Raw genomic sequence first — 18594 nt, 5'->3', positions numbered from 1 at the left:
GGGTGTCTATGTGGAGCTGGACCGGCCGGGAATTCATGCGAGTCTGTCGTGCCGAATGCAAGCCGCTTGCTACGTCCTCCGCGCCGCTATCATACTGGCAACATCGGTAAATTTTTCGCGCGGGGCACCTGCGCGAGCAGCAGCCTCCTCGGCCTCTTCGATCTTCTGCCAGTCGCGAAAGGTCACCACATCGATCCCACGCGCGGCGGCCAGTTCGTCAAATCCGGCACGCCCGCGCTTTGGCGCACCGCCAACGAGATCCTCATCGACCAGATCGACCACCGAGTACCCGTCAGGTCGGTTTGTCCCGATGGTGCCCGATGGACCGCGTTTGGCCCAACCTACACAATAGAGACCAGGAAGTATGCGGCCTTCGTCATTGGCAAAGCGCCCGGCGCGCTCGTCGAATGGAACGCCTTCGATCGGCGAGCTGCGATAGCCGATGCAGCTCACCACCAGATCAGCAGGCATCCGGTAGGTTTCGCCCATACCGATGGCGCGGCCCGCTTCGACCCGCGTGCGCTCGACCTCGATCTCCACAACCTTGCCGTCCCGGCCATGCAGGGCAGCGGGACTGGCAAAGAAGTCAAATTCTATCGTGATCGGCTTTTCGCCATGGATGCTTTCGGGAATCGCGGCGAAATCCCGCAGCAGGGTAACCGACTTGCGCAGGCCCGGTTCGAGGATCGCGTCATCGTCGAGCGGAGGCAAGTCTGCGCTCTCGACCCTTGGACTTGCCTTGTTGAGGTGCATCAGTTCGCCCAGCTCCTTGGGCGTCATCATGATCTGGTGAGGTCCGCGGCGACCGAGGATAGTCACCGTGTGGATCTTCGATGCGCACAAGGCTTCGAGTGCATGATGCACGATGTCCGATCCGTCGAATTCGCAGCGCTCCTTGGACAGGATGCGGGCTACGTCGAGCGCGACGTTGCCCATTCCGATGACCACCGCATGCTTGCCTGACAGGTCGGGATCCAGCTTCGCGAACTGTGGGTGGCCGTTGTACCATCCGACGAAGGCGGCGCTGCCGAAGACGTTGCCCAATTCGTCGCCAGGAAGGCCCAGTTCCCGATCATTCGGTGCGCCGGTGGCGAAGATAACCGCATCGTAGAGGTCCTTGAGCTCGTCGACCGTAACATCGCTCCCGACCGCGACGTTGCCGACGAAGCGGACATTGTCCGATAGGGCGACCTTTTCGTATCGACGAGAAACGCCCTTGATGGACTGATGATCGGGCGCGACACCCGTGCGGATGAGCCCGTATGGCACAGGCAAGCGGTCGAATACATCAACCCTGACGTCGTCACCCCATTTCTTAACCGCTGCCTCGGCAGTGTAGTAACCCGCAGGGCCTGAGCCCACGATCGCGATATGGCGCATCCAGCACTTCTCCCCGCAAGACGCTGTAAAGCAGCATAGCTCCTACGCAAGACGTCACAAGCACGCACGACCTGCTGGAAGCCGCATCGAAAGGCTTGAGAGGCATGGTTATGCGTTTGGAAAGTTTTTCCCACTAACCGCTTAAGGACAAACGCAGAGTGGGTTGAGGGATTCCCTCCAGGTCGGAGTATAGAGGCTGCCAATGGTAGGGTTCTTTGCGCGTGGGGCGCGCGCCAAGGCACGACTGGACGGCGATGCCGCGGAATCGGAGCTCCGTCCGATTGGTGCAGCCGACACGCGACGTCGTGTCGAGCTCCTCGACAGTTTCGAGAATGCCGGACTCGGCTGGTTCTGGGCGACGGACAAGCAGGGACGCGTAATCTACCTGTCGGACAATGCCGCAAAGAAACTCGGATGTCCGGTCGAAGAGGTCATTGGCAAGCAACTGACAGCCCTGTTTGTGCCGGAGACCGACGAAGAATGCGGCCAGAGTACCGAGCGACCTCTCAACTTCCTGCTCGGCGCACGCAATTCGATTTCGCAACTTCCCGTTCGCCTGGCGATGGGGAAGGGCGAATGTTGGTGGGAGATCGCCGGTAAGCCCCAGTTTGATGAGAGGCAGGACTTCGTTGGTTACCGTGGCAGCGCGAAGGACATCACGACAACGTTCCAGTCTCGGCGCGATGCCGAACGAATGGCGCAATATGACTCACTCACCGGATTGGCCAACCGCCACCGGATGAACAAGCGCTTGACGTCGATCCTCCAGGCGTTCCGCAATTCAAAGCGCAGCTGTGCGCTGCTCATGATGGATCTTGATCGCTTCAAGGCCGTCAATGACACACTTGGGCATCCTGCCGGGGACGAACTGCTCAAACAGGTCGCCCGCCGGATCGAAAAGGTCATCGGTGAAAAGGGTGAGATCGGCCGATTGGGTGGCGATGAATTCCAGATCATCCTGCCCGACATGGATGATCGTGGCGACCTGGGCGAAATCGGTCAGAAGCTGATCCAGATGATCTCGCAACCCTATCAGCTCAATGGTTCTCGCGCGGTGATCGGTACTTCGGTGGGCATCGCTGTTTCGCCCTATGACGGGGTTGATGTCGATGAGCTCGTCAAAGCCGCCGACCTCGCCCTCTATGCGGCAAAGGGGGGTGGCCGGGGCCAGTATCGCTTCTTCCATATCGACCTGACCGACAGCGCGAAGCACCGACGCCAGATCGAAGAGGATCTTCGCGATGCCCTGGAGCATGGCGAGCTGAAGATGTTCTTCCAGCCGATCGTCGATTCGAAGACGCATATGCTCAAATCCCTCGAAGCGCTAATGCGTTGGGAGCACCCTGATCGCGGCTTCATCCCGCCGTCCCAGTTCATCCCGGTCGCCGAGGATCTGGGGATCATCAACGGGCTTGGCGAATGGGCGATCCGCGAGGTGTGCCGCCAGGCGAAGGAATGGCCCGTGGAGCTACGCGTGGCCGTCAATGTATCGGCCGTGCAATTCGCGCGGGACGATCTGCCCGAAATCGTCAAGTCAATCCTCATGGAGACAGGTTTCGAAGCGCACAGGCTGGAACTGGAGATCACCGAGAGTGTCTTCCTGGGAGATACCGACCGGACTCAGGCAATGTTCGAAGAACTCAAGCAAACCGGCGTCCGCCTCGCGCTAGACGATTTCGGGACCGGCTACAGTTCGCTCAGCTACCTGCAACACGCGCCGTTCGATAAGATCAAGATCGACCAGTCGTTCGTTCGTGGCGCCACGGAGAAGGGCAACAACAATCCGGCGATCATGAGCGCGATCGTTTCATTGGCTCAATCCCTCAATATGGAAACCGTCGCCGAGGGGGTCGAGACGAAGGATGAACTCAACCTCGTGGCGGAACGCGGCGCCAGCCTTGTCCAGGGTTATATCTTCTCGCCCGCGATACCGCAGGAAGAACTGCTTGAACGGCTTGCCAGCGGGCAACTTAGCTACGAACCGCGCGGTCCGGATAAGTACCGTGCCGAGCGCCGCGCAGTGTATCGCAAGATCTCCGTTATCCATGCGGATCACAGCTACAACGTTACGCTGAGGAACCTGTCAAAGACGGGAGCCATGATTGAAGGCCTGCTCGATGTGCCGTTGGAAACGACGATGGTGCTCAACTTGGGAGGTGGGCAACTCGCCGTGGCAACGGTCCGTCGTTCTGAGGGCTATATGCAGGGTGTCGAGTTCGAGACGCCGCTGATCAGTGATGGCGCTGACGGGCTGTGCACGCGCCATCGGGTCTCTCCGTACCAGATAGAGGCTGCCGGACGGCCGCTCGCGAGCCTGCCGGAAGATCCCTATGAATTGCTCAAGGCCGAACTGAGGGCAGGCGGGAAGGGTAAGGCCTTCGTCGAAATCGATCCAAGCGCGTCGCGCCGTCACGGGCGGCAGGGGATGTAGGAAGGCATTTTTTCGCGACAGGTAAGCCTGTCTGTTAGGGTAAAACTAACCAATCTTGCTTAGCCATGGACAGGTAGCAGCGTTGGTAATCGAGGCTTGGTGAACATGGGGGCGATGCCCTTCTCCGATTTCTTCAAAGGCAAGAAGGGCGTGCAGGTCCCCTGCGAGCCCTCTCCCGTGAGCGTTTCCGCCGCGGACAAAGTGGCGATCGTCGAAGATATCGAGGTAAGCGGTTCTCTTGGGTTTTGGACGACCGACGGCGCGGGGCGCACCACTTACCTCAGCAATTGGATCGTATCCGCGCTCGGCCTTGCTGCCGAACAAGTCCTCGACCAGCCAATCCAGCAACTTTTTATTCCCGTCGAAGGCGAAGTTGACGGTCGCTCACTCGGGCTCAGGCTTGGAACGCGCAAGAGCTTTGCCGGGTTAGCTGTGCAAGCAAGCCGGGATTCGGTTGACGTGGTCCTCCGCCTTTCCGGTCGCCCCCTGTACGACGGGGAAGGTGAGTTTCGAGGTTTCCGGGGCAGCGCCGTCGACGTAACGGACGAGTTCCGCGCCGAAGAAGAGGCCAATCGCCTCGCCAAGTTCGATTCGCTCACTGGACTGGCCAACCGGCACCGGATGGAGCAGCGGATCGACTCAACCCTTCACGCCTTCCGCGCGGCCAAGCGTGCGGCGGCGTTGATGATGCTCGACCTCGACCGGTTCAAACAGGTCAATGATACGCTTGGTCACGCGGCCGGGGACCAGTTGTTGCAGCAGGTGGCAGACCGTTTGCGTGGGGCTGTCGCCGGACGCGGCGAGATTGGCCGTCTGGGCGGCGACGAATTCCAGGTGCTGATCCCCGATGTCGACGACCGCGGCGAGCTGGGTGAGATTGCCAAGAAGATCATCCAAATCCTTTCGCAGCCCTATTCGGTCGAAGAAGGCCGCTGTTCGATTGGCTGTTCGGTCGGCATCGCAATTGCGCCCTACGATGGCGTTGAGCGCGACGAACTGACGCGGGCTGCCGATCTCGCTCTGTACGCATCGAAGAATGGCGGCCGCGGCCAATTCCGCTTCTACGCTGCCGATCTCGAACACGAAGCCAACCTGCGGAAGCGGATGGAAGAGGACTTGGCCGAAGCAATAGAAGCCGGTCACTTCACGCTAGAATACCAGCCGGTGGTTGATCTGTCCGACAGCCGGGTAATTGCGCTCGAAGCGCAATACTGTTGGTCGGACGAGGAGCGCGGAAGGGTCGAAGCGGAAACATTCTTACCCGTCGCGGAGGGAAGCCGCCTGATCATCCCGATTGGACAATGGGGTTTGCGCAAGGCCTGCGAGGATGCGGTTCGGTGGGAACACGATCTGCGCGTCGCGCTGCATGTCAGCCCGGTTCAGTTCGATGCCAACGGATTTGTCGAAGGCGTTGGGGAAGTGCTGGAGTCTACAGGGCTAGATCCGGCGCGGCTCGAGCTACGACTGCCGGAATCGGTGCTGCTCGGCGACCCGGCAAAGGTCGACAAGACGCTTTCCGCGTTGTTCAAGCTGGGTGTGCGCCTGACGCTCGATCAATTTGGGACCGGCCTGTCCTCGCTCAGCTACCTTCGCCGCGCGCCGTTCGACGCGTTGCAGATCGGGGCTGACTTCTTCGAACCGGTGCTGGGCAGCGAACTTGGCGATCTCGAGCTCGTCCGAGCGGTGGTTGCTCTCGGCGGTGCGATGGGGATGGAGATCGTCGCTTCGGGCGTACACGCCATGGGACTAATGGAAGAGCTCAAGCGCCTGGGTGTGAATCAAGTCTGCGGTTTCGTTTACTCGGGCGCCATGTCGAACGAGCAGGTGCTGGAAGAGATAGCGCAAGGCGAGTGGATTCTTGCACCGACGGATTCCGGCATCCAGCGGGCAAGTCGCCGCACTGTCTTCCGCAAGATCGGGCTGATCCACGAGGATCACTATTACGACGTCACGTTGCGCAATCTCTCGCGCACGGGGGCGATGATCCAGGGTCTGGAAGACGTGCCGATCGGGACGATGTTCGTGCTCGACTTCGGGCAGGGCCAGTTGGCGGTGTGTTCGGTACGGCGGACGATGGACGATACCCAGGGCGTCGAATTCGAACAGGAGCTGGTCGACGACGGGGCAGGGGGTCTGTGTACGCGGCATCGCGTCAGCCCCTATGAACTCGCTGCAGCCGGTGTTCCGCTACAAGCACTCCCGCCAGGTCGTTACACGCTGGCGCAGGGGCTGGAATCGAACCCGTCCTTCGCGCAATTCAAGTTGTCCGCCAACGCACCCGCTCAGCAGGCTGCCTGAGGCGATCTTTGCCTGCTGACAGCTTTGCGTGCCGCCTGTATGGGCGGCGCGATGACTGACCTTTCCAAGATCCGCAATTTTTCCATTATCGCGCATATCGACCATGGCAAGTCGACGCTCGCCGACCGGCTGATCCAGCACACCGGCGGGCTGACCGCGCGCGAGATGTCCGAGCAAGTCCTTGATAACATGGACATCGAGAAAGAACGCGGGATCACCATCAAGGCCCAGACCGTGCGCCTCAACTACACCGCGCGCGATGGCGAGACCTATGAGCTCAACCTCATGGACACGCCCGGCCACGTCGACTTCGCCTATGAGGTCAGCCGCAGCCTCGCCGCCTGCGAGGGCGCGCTGCTGGTGGTCGACGCCGCGCAGGGGGTCGAGGCGCAGACGCTCGCCAACGTCTACCAGTCGATCGAGCACGACCACGAAATCGTCCCCGTCATCAACAAGATCGACTTGCCCGCGGCCGAGCCCGACAAGGTCCGCGCCGAGATCGAGGACATCATCGGCCTCGACGCCTCCGAAGCCGTGCTCACCTCCGCCAAGTCGGGCATCGGCATCGAGGAAACGCTCGAGGCGATCGTCGCCAAGATCCCCCCGCCCAAGGGTGATCGCGACGCCCCGCTCAAGGCCATGCTGGTCGACAGCTGGTACGATCCCTACCTCGGCGTGGTCATCCTCGTCCGCGTGATCGACGGGGTCATCAAGAAGGGCCTGCAGGTCAGGTTCATGCAGGGCGGCACCCAGCACCTGGTCGACCGCGTCGGCGCCTTCACCCCCAAGCGCGTGGACCTGCCCGAAATCGGCCCGGGCGAGATCGGCTTCATCACCGCGCAGATCAAGGAAGTCGAACAGGCCCGCGTGGGTGACACCATCACCACGGTGAAGGGCGGGGCGACCAGCGCGCTGCCCGGCTACAAGGAAGTGCAGCCGGTGGTGTTCTGCGGGCTGTTCCCGGTCGACGCCGCCGATTTCGAGAAGCTGCGCGAATCCATAGCCAAGCTGCGCCTCAACGACGCCAGCTTTTCCTACGAGATGGAAAGCAGCGCCGCGCTGGGCTTCGGCTTCCGCTGCGGCTTCCTCGGCCTGCTCCACCTCGAGATCATCCAGGAACGCCTCAGCCGCGAATACGATCTCGATCTCATCACCACCGCGCCCTCGGTCGAGTACCGCATCCAGCTCAGCCATACGAAGAACGAGGATGCCAAGTCGATCATGCTGCACAACCCGGCCGACTGGCCGGACACCAACCGCATCGAGGTGATCGAGGAACCGTGGATCAAGGCGGTGATCTACACGCCCGACGAATATCTCGGTAGCATCCTCAAGCTGTGCCAGGACCGCCGCGGCATCCAGACCGACCTGACCTATGTCGGCGGCCGCGCGCAGGTGACCTACGAATTGCCGCTGAACGAGGTGGTGTTCGATTTCTACGACCGGCTGAAGTCCATCAGCCGCGGCTATGCCAGCTTCGATTACGAACAGATCGGCCTGCGCGAGGGCGACCTCGTCAAGATGAACATCCTCGTCAACAACGAGCCGGTCGACGCGCTATCGCTGATCGTCCACCGCAGCGTGGCGGAAGAACGCGGCCGCGGCATGTGCGAACGGCTGAAGGACCTGATCCCGCGCCACCTGTTCAAGATCCCGATCCAGGCCGCGATCGGCGGCAAGATCATCGCCCGTGAAACCATCGCTGCGCTGCGCAAGGACGTGACCGCCAAGTGCTACGGCGGCGACATCACCCGCAAGAAGAAGCTGCTCGAGAAGCAGAAGAAGGGCAAGGCGCGGATGCGGGAATACGGGAATGTGAGTATCCCGCAGGAGGCGTTTATTGCTGCGCTGCGGATGGGGGAGGAGTAATCCCCGGTAGCGGCGCTGCCATTCCCTTGATCTTGAGAGCAAACCATCTATTTTGAACTCGCTGAGCTGGCCACAGGGTTGGGGCACTCAATGAGCGCCACGGCTACAGTGATTAGCTTGTTTGGGTTAGTGCCGAGCTTGGACACTGGGGTGCCGACGAAGGCGTAGCTGACTTAGGTCCCGGCAAGCAATAGGACGCTGTAGAGGTGAGGCGAGGGTCCGGCATCGCCTACCAGAGAGCGGAGTAGATGGGTAAACTCTTCGACATAGCGTCGGAACAGAATAACCTATTCGCCGCGTGGCGTCATATACGCTCTAACGGACTGAGCTCAAAATCATTTGAAACTCGAAGCGCAGTTGAAGCTTTCGACGAAGATCCTGTTCGTAATATTCGTTCAATCCAATCTCTTCTCAGAAACGGAAAATTCGAATTCGACTATCAAACGGGAATTCTGAAGTCCAAAGCAGGCGGTAAGAAACGAGGGATTGTCCTTGCTTCTGTAAGAAATAGAATTGTCGAACGCGCGATCCTCGATACGCTGCAAACCAGATGTCAATTTGTAAAAGATGTTAACTCGTGCGCAACCAGCGTTGGAGGCGTGCCAAATCGCAGTGTTCCTCACGGCATCAAGCTAATTTTGGATGCCTTTGAGGATGGTAAATCATATTTCGTCCGATCAGATATTTCAGGCTTTTTCGATCACATTCCTAGGCGGGCCGTTATTGGCTACATGCGCGAACAAATATCTGATCAGAGGTTTCTATCCCTGATTGATCAGGCGACGACAGTTACCTTGGCAAACGAGACTGCACTCGGAGAAAATCGATCGGTGTTTCCGACTAACGAGGAGGGAGTCGCGCAAGGGTCCCCACTGTCAGCCTTGTTTGGCAACATATTGCTTTCCGGCTTCGATCAGCAGTTGAATAGTGACGAGACGGTATGCGTTCGATTTATCGATGATTTTGTCATACTAGGAAAGAGTGAGGATTTGGTCAGGTCGGTTTTCGGGCAAGCAGTCCAAACCCTCAAGGAGCTCAATCTCGACTGCAAAAATCCATTCAGCGAAAAATGTGATCCTGCGAAGGCGGACTACGGGGCAGTTTCTGAGAAAATCATCTTTCTTGGCCATCAAATAGAGCCAGGACTTTGGCAGCCGGCCCGTGCAGCCAGACAAGAACTTCTCCAAAAAATCAGGGCGCAGTTTGCGGCGGGTCGCACAGCGATCAAGGACGTCAAAGCGCGTAGTGACAGTTTCGCGGCCAAAAGTCGCTACATTCAGACGCTGGAGTTGGTAGATCGCATTATTGCGGGGTGGGCTCAGTCGTTTGCATACTGCAATTCTCGAAGCACATTCTTTGATCTTGACGCGAAAATCGACGAGGAGCTTCTGAATTTCAGAAGATTTTTTCGAGAGCAATGCGCCCCTCTTGATGACAGGGGTAAAAGGCGGCTTTGGGGCGTGCGCTTGGTTGCGGATGTGCCCATCAAAACGTTCGATGAGCTCCCTAGAATAGTTAAAGTCGATGGTCGCTACGTAAGCGCTAAGTCTATCACGGTTTCAACTGATGGCTCTATATGTCGCTCGAAGAAGTCGGGTGCTACTTCGTCCGGCCCCGGTGGTTGGGCATTTGTCACTCACGGCAGCGACGTAACTGGGTCTGGATACGAAATATCAACTACGAACAATCGAATGGAATTGTTAGCTGTTGTAAAAGCACTTGAGCATTATGCGAAGGGACCCCTGGTAATTCGCACTGATAGTCAATATGTCGAACGGACTGCGAACGGCAAGCAAATCGCGAAAGCGAACGCGGACCTTTGGGATCGCTTTGAAGCTGCTTCGACAGGTCGCAAGGTTCGAATTGACTGGGTGAAGGGACACTCCGGTGATCCACATAATGACCAGGCAGACCTGATGGCGAAGGCGCAGGCTTCATTCGCTGCAACTAAGTCGGCAAAGCAATGACCTTCGGCGTTTTCATGCACAAGGATGGGTCAATCTACGACGACATTCCCGAAGTGCATTACCAGTTTCCGAAAATCTATCTCAGTCGCGCCGAGCGATTGGTCGGTGATTGGATCATCTATCTAGAGTCCGGGAAAGTCAAAAACTCCCGCGGATATTTTGCGGTGGCCAAGATTGCTGAAATTATCCCAGATGCAAGGAGAACCGATCATTTCCTCGCAATGATCGAGACTGGGAGTTTTCTTGACTTCTCCGAGCAGGTGCCTTTTCGGGTTGATGGGTTGCCCATTGAGAGCGGCCTTCTAAACGAAGTCGGTAAAATCTCTGGTCGTGCACAAGCGGCAGTCCGCCCGTTGTCGCATTCGGACTTTGCGCGCATCATTTCGTTTGGACTCCCGGATGAGGACTTCCTGCCTCGCACCGACGAAGAAGTCGTCGACGAGAATCGCGCCCGCGAGCATCAGGCCCCGTTCGAAATTGAGCGGCCCATCGTCCAGTCACTGGTCTCCAAGCCATTCCGCGACCGGGCGTTCCGGCGTGCAGTGATGCACGCCTATGATGGCCGGTGTGCGGTAACAGGCTGGAAGCTGGTCAATGGTGGCGGTCGCTTGGAAGCACAGGCTGCGCACATCCGCCCAGTTGAGCATGGCGGGCCGGACAGCGTGCGCAATGGGCTGGCGCTATCGGGGACTGCTCATTGGATGTTCGACCGTGGGCTGATCGGCTTCAAGGACAATCTCGAAATCATCATTCATCGCAAGGTGAATGACCGCGAGGGTGTTGAGGCAGTCTTGAATCCTACTGGCAAACTGAAGGCGCCCGATGTGGAAGCATACCGGCCGCATCCACAGTTCCTGTCATGGCACAGGGAGTTTCACGGCTTCGACGCTTAGACTCGCGACTTCGCTAATCATGGGCCCCATCCGACGCTGGTAACTTCGGCGCTGTGCGTTCCCCATCCACACCCGGCTCCCGCTCGCGATACATCGGGTGTTCCGGGTCGTTCCGCGCGCTGTAGCCACTGGCTGCGTCCTCGTCGCGCAGGCGGCAGTATTCCTCCCAGGCGGCGCGGGTGCGGGGGCTTTGGTTCCATTCTATCCGCTGGCGGAACTCCTCGACCTTGCGGTCGATGCTCGCGCGGATCTCGGCGGGGGAGACGCGGCGCCGCTCCGCCTCCCACTCGGCGCGCCACTGCTTCTTCAGCCGCTCGACCTCCATCTTGCCGATGGCGTTCATGCCCTTCGCCCGCCCCTCTGCAAAGCGCGCGGGGGCGCGGTTGCGCAGCATGAACATCAGCAACCGGTCATTGTGCACGCGGCGCGTGCCGACGAGCTTGCCATAGGAGTAGACCGGCACCTCCACTCCGTTGAGCGCGCGGTCCATCGCCGTGTCCTCGATCCGCTTCACGCCGAGGTCGAGCGCGGCCTCCCACGCGGCGGCGAACTCCTCCGCCCCCGGCTGGCGGCGCAGGTGATAGGCGCCATGCGTGCTGCGCTGGACCATCTGGCACGCGGCGGTGACGCTGCCCGTATCGGCCAGCGCCTCGATAAAGGCGAGCTGGGTTTCCGCCTTCCACCCATTGCTGCGGTCCTTCTGGCGCGGGACCGGGGCGAAGGCGGGCAGGGTGGTGTGGGGTGAGGGAGGGGAAGATGAATTGTCGTCCATTTGCGAGGATGGAGCACAATTCAAACGAGTAGGAAAATCGCGAGGGTCTTCCGGGCCGGTGGAGGCCCGGCAAGGGCAAGCGCCCGCCCGCAGCGGGTGCAGCCTGCTGCACATCTAGCGAGGACGAACCGACGGAGGTCGGTTCGAAAAACAAGAAACCTGGCGCGCAGGCGCGGGCGGAAAACAAGGACTATTTCAGGGCGCCTCGCGCTCGACGTCCCATCCCGCCGCGGTGAGCATGGTGACGAGGCTGTCGGGCCCGGCAAGGTGGCCGGCCCCGATCGTGACCAGTATCGAACCCGTGCGGCTTTCGAGGAGGGTCTCGATCTGCTGTCGCCATGCGACGTTGCGGCTGACCAGCATCAGGTCATAGACCGCCTTGCTCGACCAGGCGCCATCCCCGTGGAAGATCCCGGCGAGCGAGGCGACGTCTCCGGCCAGCCACGCGGCATTGGTGCGGGCGGACTGGTCGGGATCGTCGCGGATCGTCCGCGCCGCGTGCATCAGGAAGCTGACCTGCTCGTCATCGGGCAGCGAAGCCATGCGCCGCATGAGGTCGGTCGGCCCTTCGAGCGCCACGAGCTCGGTTCCGTTCGCCGCGGCTTCGCTGGCGATGACGGTCGCGGGCGTATTGGCCAGGTCGTCGCCCTGGCGCTGCGCTGCGACGACGCCGAGCTGGACCGCGGCAAGCCACGGCCTGAGCCGGTCGAGCGCCGCGATTGGCAGGCCCAATCCCGCAGCGATCGCTGCGAGCTCCTCGGCTTGCGCCTCGCCGAGTTTCTGGCTGAGCGTGGTCCCATCGGCAATGATGCCGAGCGACCTCACCGTCGACTGGACCTCGCTCGCCGCCGCCGGGTCGGTCGAATTGCTCTCGAGCACGACGATGTCCGCGTGGGCGAGCAGGTCGTCGAAGCCGGGGGAACGCCATGCCGCGCCGGGCGGCAGTGCGCTGGCGTAGCCGAACAGGTGAACGACCGTATCCTCGTCACGCAGGGTCCACAACGCGGGTTGCGGCATCGCTGGTTCGGGTGCCTCCACCTGGTCCGTACTCGCCGGCTCGCCTGCCAGGACGGGCGTCGCCACCAGGAGCGCGCAGGCGGTGCCGAGGGCGGCAGTCAGGCTGGCTTTCAAAACCATGATCATCTCCAGATTGTGTTCATCGATGGCCACGCGGCGGCGCCGGCCCTTACGAGACATTAGTTAGGGTATAGACTAATTAGAGTCAAGACTAACTAAGAGAGTGCGGGCGCAGGGTTGCGCGGGTGGGAAAGCGCAATAGGATCGCACCCAGGGGAGGGTGGCATATGTTCCAGCGGCTCAGGGCTTTGCGCGATGCGCCCGCATTGGCGGCGGGGCTGGGCGCGCTGGCGTTGGTGGTGCTGTTGCAGCTGGCCGATCTCGGCGCGCTCGAGCGGGTGCGGCTGGCGGTGTTCGACGCCTACCAGCAGGCCGCGCCGCGCGATCCCGCCGGGGCCGATGCGGCGCGCGTGGCGGTGGTCGACATCGACGAGGCCTCGATCGCGAAGCTCGGCCAATGGCCCTGGCCGCGCACCGAGCTGGCCGAGCTGACCGACCGGCTGGCGCGTGCCGGGGCGGCGGCGATCGCCTTCGACATCGTGCTGTCGGAACCGGACAGGACTTCGCCCGAGGAAGTTGCGGCACTGCATCGCCGATTGGGGACCGAGCTGGCGCTGGGCGAGGGCTTTGCGAACCTGCCGGGGCATGACGCGCTACTCGCGCGCAGCTTTGCCGGGGCGCCGGTGGTGACCGCCTATTTCCTCGACCGCGGCGGACATGGCGAGGCGATCGAGCCCAAGGCGGGCTTTACCCTGCACGGCACCATGCCGACCCGCACAGTGCGCCGCTATGACGGGGCGATCCAGCCGCTGCCGGTGCTGGAGGCGGCGGCGCAGGGCAATGGCTTCGTCAGCATCGAGCCCGACGCCGACGGGATCGTGCGTCGCGCGCCGCTGGTGGCGATCCATCGCGGAGTGCTGGTGCCCTCGCTGGGGCTCGAGGCGGTGCGCGTGGCGCGCGGCGACGGCTCGCCCGACCTGACCACCAGCGACGGCAGCGGCGAGACGCTGGAGGCGCCCGGCGCGGCGGTATCGCTGCGGATCGGGGCGGACGTGATCCCGGTCAACGACGCGGGCGAGATGTGGGTCCACTTCGCCCGCCACACCGCGCATGCGACGCTGCCCGCCTGGCGGATCATCGAGGGCGACATGCCCGATGCCGAGCTGGCGCGGGCGGTGGCGGGGCGGATCGTCTTCATCGGCGGCAGCGCGGCGGGACTGCAGGACCTCGTCGCCACCCCGCTGGCCGAGCGTACCGCGGGGGTCAACGTCCACGCGGCGGCGGCGGGGCAGATCCTCGCCGGCGATTTCCTCGAGCGGCCCGACTGGGCCTATGGCCTCGAGCTGGCGCTGGTGCTGCTGCTCGGCGTGGGGCTGGCGCTGGTGCTGCCGCGGCTGGGCGCGGCATTCGGCGCGCTGGCGGCGGTTGGCGGGGTGGGGCTGGTGGTCGGGGTCAGCTGGCTCGCCTTCACCCGCGCCGATTACCTGCTCGACCCGACCTATCCGGTGCTCGCGCTGCTGGTGGTCTATGCGGTGCAGACCGTGGCGGTATTCTACCGCGAGGAGCGCCAGCGCGCCTATATCCACGCCGCCTTCGACCGTTACCTCTCGCCCGAGATGGTGCGCCGCATCGCCGAGGACCCGCACAGCCTCGAGCTCGGCGGCGAGGAGCGCGAGATGAGCGTGCTGATGTGCGACATCCGCGGCTTTTCGCGCCTGTCGGAGCGCTATGCCCCGCACGAGGTGATCGCCTTCCTGATCGATTTCCTCACCCCGATGAGCCGCATCCTGCTCGACCACCAGGCGACGCTCGACAAGTATATCGGTGACGCGATCCTCGCCTTCTGGAACGCCCCGCTCGACGATCCCGAGCACCCGCAGCACGCCGCCCGCGCCGCGCTGGCCATGCTTGCCGAGCTGGAGGAGCTGAACCGCACCATGCCCACGCGCAAGGGCGTGGTCTGGCCGGGCGAGGTCAAGATCGGCATCGGGCTCAACGCCGGGCTGTGCTGCGTCGGCAATATGGGTTCGCGCCAGCGGCTGTCCTACACGCTGATCGGCGACACGGTGAACATGGCGTCGCGGCTCGAGGGGCTGACCAAGCAGTACGGCGTGCCCATCGTCGTGGGCAGCACACTGGCGGCGGAATTGCGCGGTTTCGCGCTGATCGAAATCGACCGCGTGCGCGTGGTCGGCCGCGATGCCCCGGACACGATCTTCGCGCTGCTGGGCGACGAGATATTGGCGCTGGACCCGCAGTTCACGGCCCTGGCCGAGGCGCAGAACCACATGCTGTCTGAATTGCGCGCGCAGCACTGGGATGCGGCCGAGGCGGCGTTGGAGCAGGTCGATTATGCGCGCTTCGGCGTCGCTGCGCTGGGCGAGCACTACGTCGAGTGGATCGCCGATCTCAGGGCCTCGCCGCCCGGGCCCGGCTGGGACGGGGTCTATCAGGCGACGTCGAAGTAGCCGCTAGCCGTTGGGGCTACGCGGCGGGACGTCGGAAGTCGGATAGTCGTTCGGGCTATCCTGCACGCGCCCGGCAGGTGAAGTCTCATCCTTGTTCCCGCTGAGGATTGAGCCGATCGCGATCGCCCCGGCAATCGGCAGCAGGGCCTTGAGCAACCTGCCGCCCTTCGCCGCGCGTGCGACTTCGGGCGCCAGTTCGTCCTGCAATTTGGCGAGGCCGGGATTGGAGATGAAGAAGGGACCGATCGGCGGCGCGCCATTGCGCGGGATGTAGGCCGCGAGCCCGGGCTGGTCGAGCACCACCGTCTGTCCCGCAGCGGTCACTTCGGCGAGACCGACGGTCAGCCCGCCTTCGGTCGCGGCGCCGGGGCCGCGCAGCACCACCAGCGTGGCTTCGTCTTTGTTGCTATCGACCTTGCCGACGGCTTCCTCCGCTTCCGCGATGTCTTCGGCATTTTCACCGACCAGCATGTCGAGCGCGGTGCCGCGAATGCCGATGCGGCCCGACGGCGACTGGATCTCCGCGCTGTTTTCGCCGCCCTGGCGACCCGAGAGGAAGCGCAGAGCGCCCTTGATCATGGTCATGAAGACCGACCGGCCCTTCTCCGGGTCGTAGACGTAACGATCGATCCGTACCCGCGAGCTGGCGCCGATGCCGAAGGTGGAGCGGTCGAGCAGCAGGATCTGCAGCTGCGATTTCTTGGCCGTGTCGACCATGTCACCCCAGGCGAGCCGTTGCTTTCGCTCGATCTTGCGCGGCTTGGTGATCTGCGGATTGCTCATGCGCACGTCGCCGACGACGGTCGCGGCGTTGCCCACCTCGACCCGCTCTTGCGCCATCAGCGGTGTGCCGGAAAAGGAGGTGAGGACGAGAGTGCCGGCGATCAGCGCGGCGGCAAGATTGCGGCAGCGGTCCATCGTTCAACCCTCCGCCTGCGGTTGCGCTTCGCACAGGCCGCGTGCTTCCTTCAGCAGTTTCTTGCCAAATTCCTTGCTCTTGAGCTTGTCGATTTCGACCAGCCCGCCGCGCCGGTCGTCGACCTTGCACAGGTAGAGCGCATGCAGCAGCCGCCCTTCGCGCGATTTGGGGTTCTCGGCGAGCATCCGCTCGAGCGTCGCGATCGCTTCGAGCAGTGCGCCGGTCTCGGCTAGCGCCCGCGCATCGTCCAGCGCCGCCTCCTCGTTCACCGAGCGGTCGGAAATCGCATCGAGTTCGTCGAGCGATTCCGCGTGAAGCGGCGCCATCGGAACGCTCACGAACGCGATACTCGCGATGATCGCGGCGCTTATCTGCCTTTTAGCCATAGACCCCTCCTCAACCCGCGGTGAAACTGCCACAGAAGCGGGGGCGGGGGCAAGGGCGGCGCTGACCAAGGGAATTCGCCGAATTCAAGCGCGCCCGAATTTATCTCCCAGTAAAACCATCATTTATTCAAGAATTCGTGCCACTTCACCGGCGGCTTTATTCCGCCGGGGGGCCCTCTCCGGCGCAAGGCGAGAGGATAACCGAACATGACGGCACAGCAGGCACCCGCTTCTCCCACTCTTCCGCAGAACGATACGCCGCAGGTCCAGGCCCAGCGCAAGGCACAACTGGCCAGCGCGCAGGCCACCTATAGCTGGACTTCGGACGTGCAGACCCTGCCGGGGATTCCCGTGGTCAAGGGCTTGCCTTCGGAAGAGGAGCCCAACCTCGAATGGGGCCTGAAGCTGGTGGGGATCCTGCTCAAACTGGTCGTGAACGTGCTTGCAGTGCAGAAGCAGGTCCACGCCCAGCAAGGCGATGCGATCGCCCAGGAAGCGATAGATGCCGGCGAGAAGCTGGCAGCCGCTGTTGCAGCCGACGTTGCGGCGATCCAGGCGAAATTCGATGCGAACACGGGGAACTGTCCCAAGGGCGGCCTGATCGAGCATCTGGCGGAGGAGTTCGTCGAAGACAGGTTGGTCGAAGCGCTCAAGGGCCATGTCGCCACGCTGAAGGGGTTGCTCAACACCCAGGGCAAAGTGAACGCTGCACTCGCTGCTGCTTCGCCACCGCAGATCGCGGATTATCGCGCCCTGTTCGACACGATTTCCTGTCCTGGGGTTTCATGGCAATTGCTGGATGACCTCGAATTCGCGCGGCTCCGCGTCGCTGGTCCGAACTGCATGCTGATCGAGACCATCACCGAGATCCCAAGCGGCTGTCCTTTGACGGAAGCGCAATATGCCGCCATCGTAACGCAAGATACGCTGGCCCAGGCCCTGGCTACCGGTCGGATATTCCAGTGCGACTACAAGGACCTTTCAGTCATCGCGCCCGAAGCGGGTAGTGGCAAATACCTCTATATGCCCATCGCGCTGTTCGCCTTGCCGCCCGGCTCGCAAGAGCTGGTCCCGATCGCGATCCGTTGCGATCCGAGCGATGCCAGTTGCCCAGTCGTCACGCCGTCGCTCGCCGTCGAAGAGCAGTGGGGTTGGCAGATGGCCAAGTTCATCGTGCAGGTTGCCGACGGCAATTACCACGAACTGGTGGCGCACCTTGCGCGTACCCATCTGGTGACCGAAGCGATCGCGGTTGCAACGCATCGCCAGCTCGCCAACCTGCACCCGGTGTGGGCACTGCTGTTGCCGCATTTCGAAGGTACGATGTTCATCAACTACGCCGCCGCAACCAGCCTGATCACCGCCGGCGGCCCGATCGACGAGATCTTTGCCGGGACGATCACCAGCAGCCAGGCGCAGGCAGCCGCGGCACGCCTGTCGTTCAACTTTACCGACAAGATGCTGCCGAACGATCTTGCAGCGCGGGGGTTTGGTGCGTCATCCATGCTGACGAACTACCCCTATGCGGTGGATGGGATGCGCGTGTGGACCGCAATCCAGGATTGGGTCTTGGCCTATCTCGCGCTCTACTATGCCGATGATGCGGCGGTGAGCGGCGACTACGAGTTGGCCGCCTGGGCGGCGGAGATCGCCGGTACCGGCAAGGTCGATGGCTTCCCCGGGCCGCAGACGATCGCGGAACTGGTCGACACCTGCACCATGATCATCTTCACCGCCAGCGCGCAGCATGCAGCGGTCAATTTTCCGCAGAAGGCGGTGATGGAGTTTGCGCCCGCCGTGACCGGCGCCTTGTGGCAGGCGCTGCCGACGTCCTTCACCGGCCAGGCGAAGAGCGACTGGCTGGAGCTGATGCCAACGCTTGATATCGCCCTCGAACAGCTCAAGGTGCTCTACCTGCTGGGATCGCTCTATTATCGCCCGCTAGGCGACTACAAGTCGCACGATGCACCCTATCCAGCGTGGTTCCTGGATCCGCACGTTGAGGGGCCACTGGCCGGTTTCCAGGCGGCCTTGGCGGCGGTCGAAACGGCGATCGATGCCGAAAACGCGACGCGGCGCGTACCTTATCCCTTCCTCAAGCCCAGCCTGATCCCAAGTAGTACGAATATCTGAA

Annotated in this window: 12 protein-coding genes; 7 read left to right on the top strand and 5 right to left on the bottom strand. The window is 62.2% G+C overall.

Translation table 11 applies throughout. The features are described from left to right. Nucleotides 1-69: 69 nt before the first annotated feature. Complete coding sequence (locus tag HQR01_RS10600; protein WP_173214841.1) at nucleotides 70-1380, bottom strand: FAD-dependent oxidoreductase; 1311 nt, start codon at nucleotides 1378-1380, stop codon at nucleotides 70-72. A 202-nt stretch (nucleotides 1381-1582) separates the two neighbouring features. On the opposite strand from HQR01_RS10600, the gene HQR01_RS10595 reads away from it, so the two are divergent. The 5 genes from HQR01_RS10595 to HQR01_RS10575 all read left to right on the top strand — a co-directional run bounded on the left by HQR01_RS10595 (nucleotide 1583) and on the right by HQR01_RS10575 (nucleotide 10838). Continuing rightward, the gene (locus HQR01_RS10595; RefSeq protein ID WP_173214840.1) at nucleotides 1583-3811 is read left to right on the top strand and encodes an EAL domain-containing protein; all 2229 of its coding nucleotides are present in this window, start codon (nucleotides 1583-1585) and stop codon (nucleotides 3809-3811) included. A gap of 105 nt (nucleotides 3812-3916) precedes the next feature. Then, on the top strand, nucleotides 3917-6109 hold the full coding sequence (locus HQR01_RS10590) for a putative bifunctional diguanylate cyclase/phosphodiesterase (RefSeq protein WP_173214839.1): 2193 nt from the start codon (nucleotides 3917-3919) through the stop codon (nucleotides 6107-6109). Nucleotides 6110-6160: 51 nt separating this feature from the next. Continuing rightward, nucleotides 6161-7978 carry a translation elongation factor 4 gene (gene lepA / locus HQR01_RS10585; RefSeq protein WP_173214838.1) on the top strand — a complete coding sequence of 606 codons (1818 nt, stop codon included), beginning with the start codon at nucleotides 6161-6163 and terminating at the stop codon, nucleotides 7976-7978. Nucleotides 7979-8226: 248 nt separating this feature from the next. Further along, complete coding sequence (locus HQR01_RS10580; protein WP_173214837.1) at nucleotides 8227-9945, top strand: RNase H family protein; 1719 nt, start codon at nucleotides 8227-8229, stop codon at nucleotides 9943-9945. Further along, nucleotides 9942-10838, top strand: a complete 897-nt coding sequence (locus tag HQR01_RS10575; RefSeq protein WP_173214836.1) for an HNH endonuclease — start codon at nucleotides 9942-9944, stop codon at nucleotides 10836-10838. Before HQR01_RS10580 ends, HQR01_RS10575 begins: the two co-directional genes overlap by 4 nt. A gap of 13 nt (nucleotides 10839-10851) precedes the next feature. Here the strand turns inward: HQR01_RS10575 and HQR01_RS10570 are convergent, their stop codons facing one another. Both HQR01_RS10570 and HQR01_RS10565 read right to left on the bottom strand, forming a co-directional pair. Further along, the gene (locus tag HQR01_RS10570) at nucleotides 10852-11610 is read right to left on the bottom strand and encodes a hypothetical protein (RefSeq protein WP_173214835.1); all 759 of its coding nucleotides are present in this window, start codon (nucleotides 11608-11610) and stop codon (nucleotides 10852-10854) included. Between the two features lie 195 nt (nucleotides 11611-11805). Next, on the bottom strand, nucleotides 11806-12807 hold the full coding sequence (locus tag HQR01_RS10565; protein WP_173214834.1) for a TraB/GumN family protein: 1002 nt from the start codon (nucleotides 12805-12807) through the stop codon (nucleotides 11806-11808). Between the two features lie 107 nt (nucleotides 12808-12914). On the opposite strand from HQR01_RS10565, the gene HQR01_RS10560 reads away from it, so the two are divergent. Then, nucleotides 12915-15155: a CHASE2 domain-containing protein gene (locus tag HQR01_RS10560; protein WP_173214833.1), complete on the top strand. Its 2241-nt coding sequence runs from the start codon at nucleotides 12915-12917 to the stop codon at nucleotides 15153-15155. Between the two features lie 3 nt (nucleotides 15156-15158). Here the strand turns inward: HQR01_RS10560 and HQR01_RS10555 are convergent, their stop codons facing one another. Together HQR01_RS10555 and HQR01_RS10550 are read right to left on the bottom strand one after the other, a co-directional pair. Continuing rightward, nucleotides 15159-16073, bottom strand: a complete 915-nt coding sequence (locus tag HQR01_RS10555; protein ID WP_173214832.1) for a FecR family protein — start codon at nucleotides 16071-16073, stop codon at nucleotides 15159-15161. Nucleotides 16074-16076: 3 nt separating this feature from the next. Further along, the gene (locus HQR01_RS10550) at nucleotides 16077-16460 is read right to left on the bottom strand and encodes a hypothetical protein (RefSeq protein WP_173214831.1); all 384 of its coding nucleotides are present in this window, start codon (nucleotides 16458-16460) and stop codon (nucleotides 16077-16079) included. Between the two features lie 207 nt (nucleotides 16461-16667). On the opposite strand from HQR01_RS10550, the gene HQR01_RS10545 reads away from it, so the two are divergent. Next, nucleotides 16668-18593, top strand: a complete 1926-nt coding sequence (locus HQR01_RS10545) for a lipoxygenase family protein (RefSeq protein ID WP_173214830.1) — start codon at nucleotides 16668-16670, stop codon at nucleotides 18591-18593. The last annotated feature ends 1 nt before the right edge of the window (nucleotide 18594 follow it).

Source organism: Erythrobacter mangrovi (genome assembly GCF_013260645.1).
Taxonomy (GTDB): Bacteria; Pseudomonadota; Alphaproteobacteria; order Sphingomonadales; family Sphingomonadaceae; genus Qipengyuania; species Qipengyuania mangrovi.
Note: the sequence above shows the minus strand (reverse complement) of the source record. Positions and strands in the feature narration are given on the sequence as shown.

Excerpts from the sequence above, each read along its gene's own strand:
- HQR01_RS10545 (WP_173214830.1), top strand. The coding sequence starts at position 16,668 with ATGACGGCACAGCAGGCACCCGCTTCTCCCACTCTTCCGCAGAACGAT.
- HQR01_RS10600 (WP_173214841.1), bottom strand. The coding sequence starts at position 1,380 with ATGCGCCATATCGCGATCGTGGGCTCAGGCCCTGCGGGTTACTACACT.
- HQR01_RS10595 (WP_173214840.1), top strand. The coding sequence starts at position 1,583 with ATGGTAGGGTTCTTTGCGCGTGGGGCGCGCGCCAAGGCACGACTGGAC.
- HQR01_RS10570 (WP_173214835.1), bottom strand. The coding sequence starts at position 11,610 with ATGGACGACAATTCATCTTCCCCTCCCTCACCCCACACCACCCTGCCC.
- HQR01_RS10565 (WP_173214834.1), bottom strand. The coding sequence starts at position 12,807 with ATGTCTCGTAAGGGCCGGCGCCGCCGCGTGGCCATCGATGAACACAAT.
- HQR01_RS10555 (WP_173214832.1), bottom strand. The coding sequence starts at position 16,073 with ATGGACCGCTGCCGCAATCTTGCCGCCGCGCTGATCGCCGGCACTCTC.
- HQR01_RS10580 (WP_173214837.1), top strand. The coding sequence starts at position 8,227 with ATGGGTAAACTCTTCGACATAGCGTCGGAACAGAATAACCTATTCGCC.
- lepA (WP_173214838.1), top strand. The coding sequence starts at position 6,161 with ATGACTGACCTTTCCAAGATCCGCAATTTTTCCATTATCGCGCATATC.
- HQR01_RS10560 (WP_173214833.1), top strand. The coding sequence starts at position 12,915 with ATGTTCCAGCGGCTCAGGGCTTTGCGCGATGCGCCCGCATTGGCGGCG.
- HQR01_RS10550 (WP_173214831.1), bottom strand. The coding sequence starts at position 16,460 with ATGGCTAAAAGGCAGATAAGCGCCGCGATCATCGCGAGTATCGCGTTC.
- HQR01_RS10590 (WP_173214839.1), top strand. The coding sequence starts at position 3,917 with ATGGGGGCGATGCCCTTCTCCGATTTCTTCAAAGGCAAGAAGGGCGTG.
- HQR01_RS10575 (WP_173214836.1), top strand. The coding sequence starts at position 9,942 with ATGACCTTCGGCGTTTTCATGCACAAGGATGGGTCAATCTACGACGAC.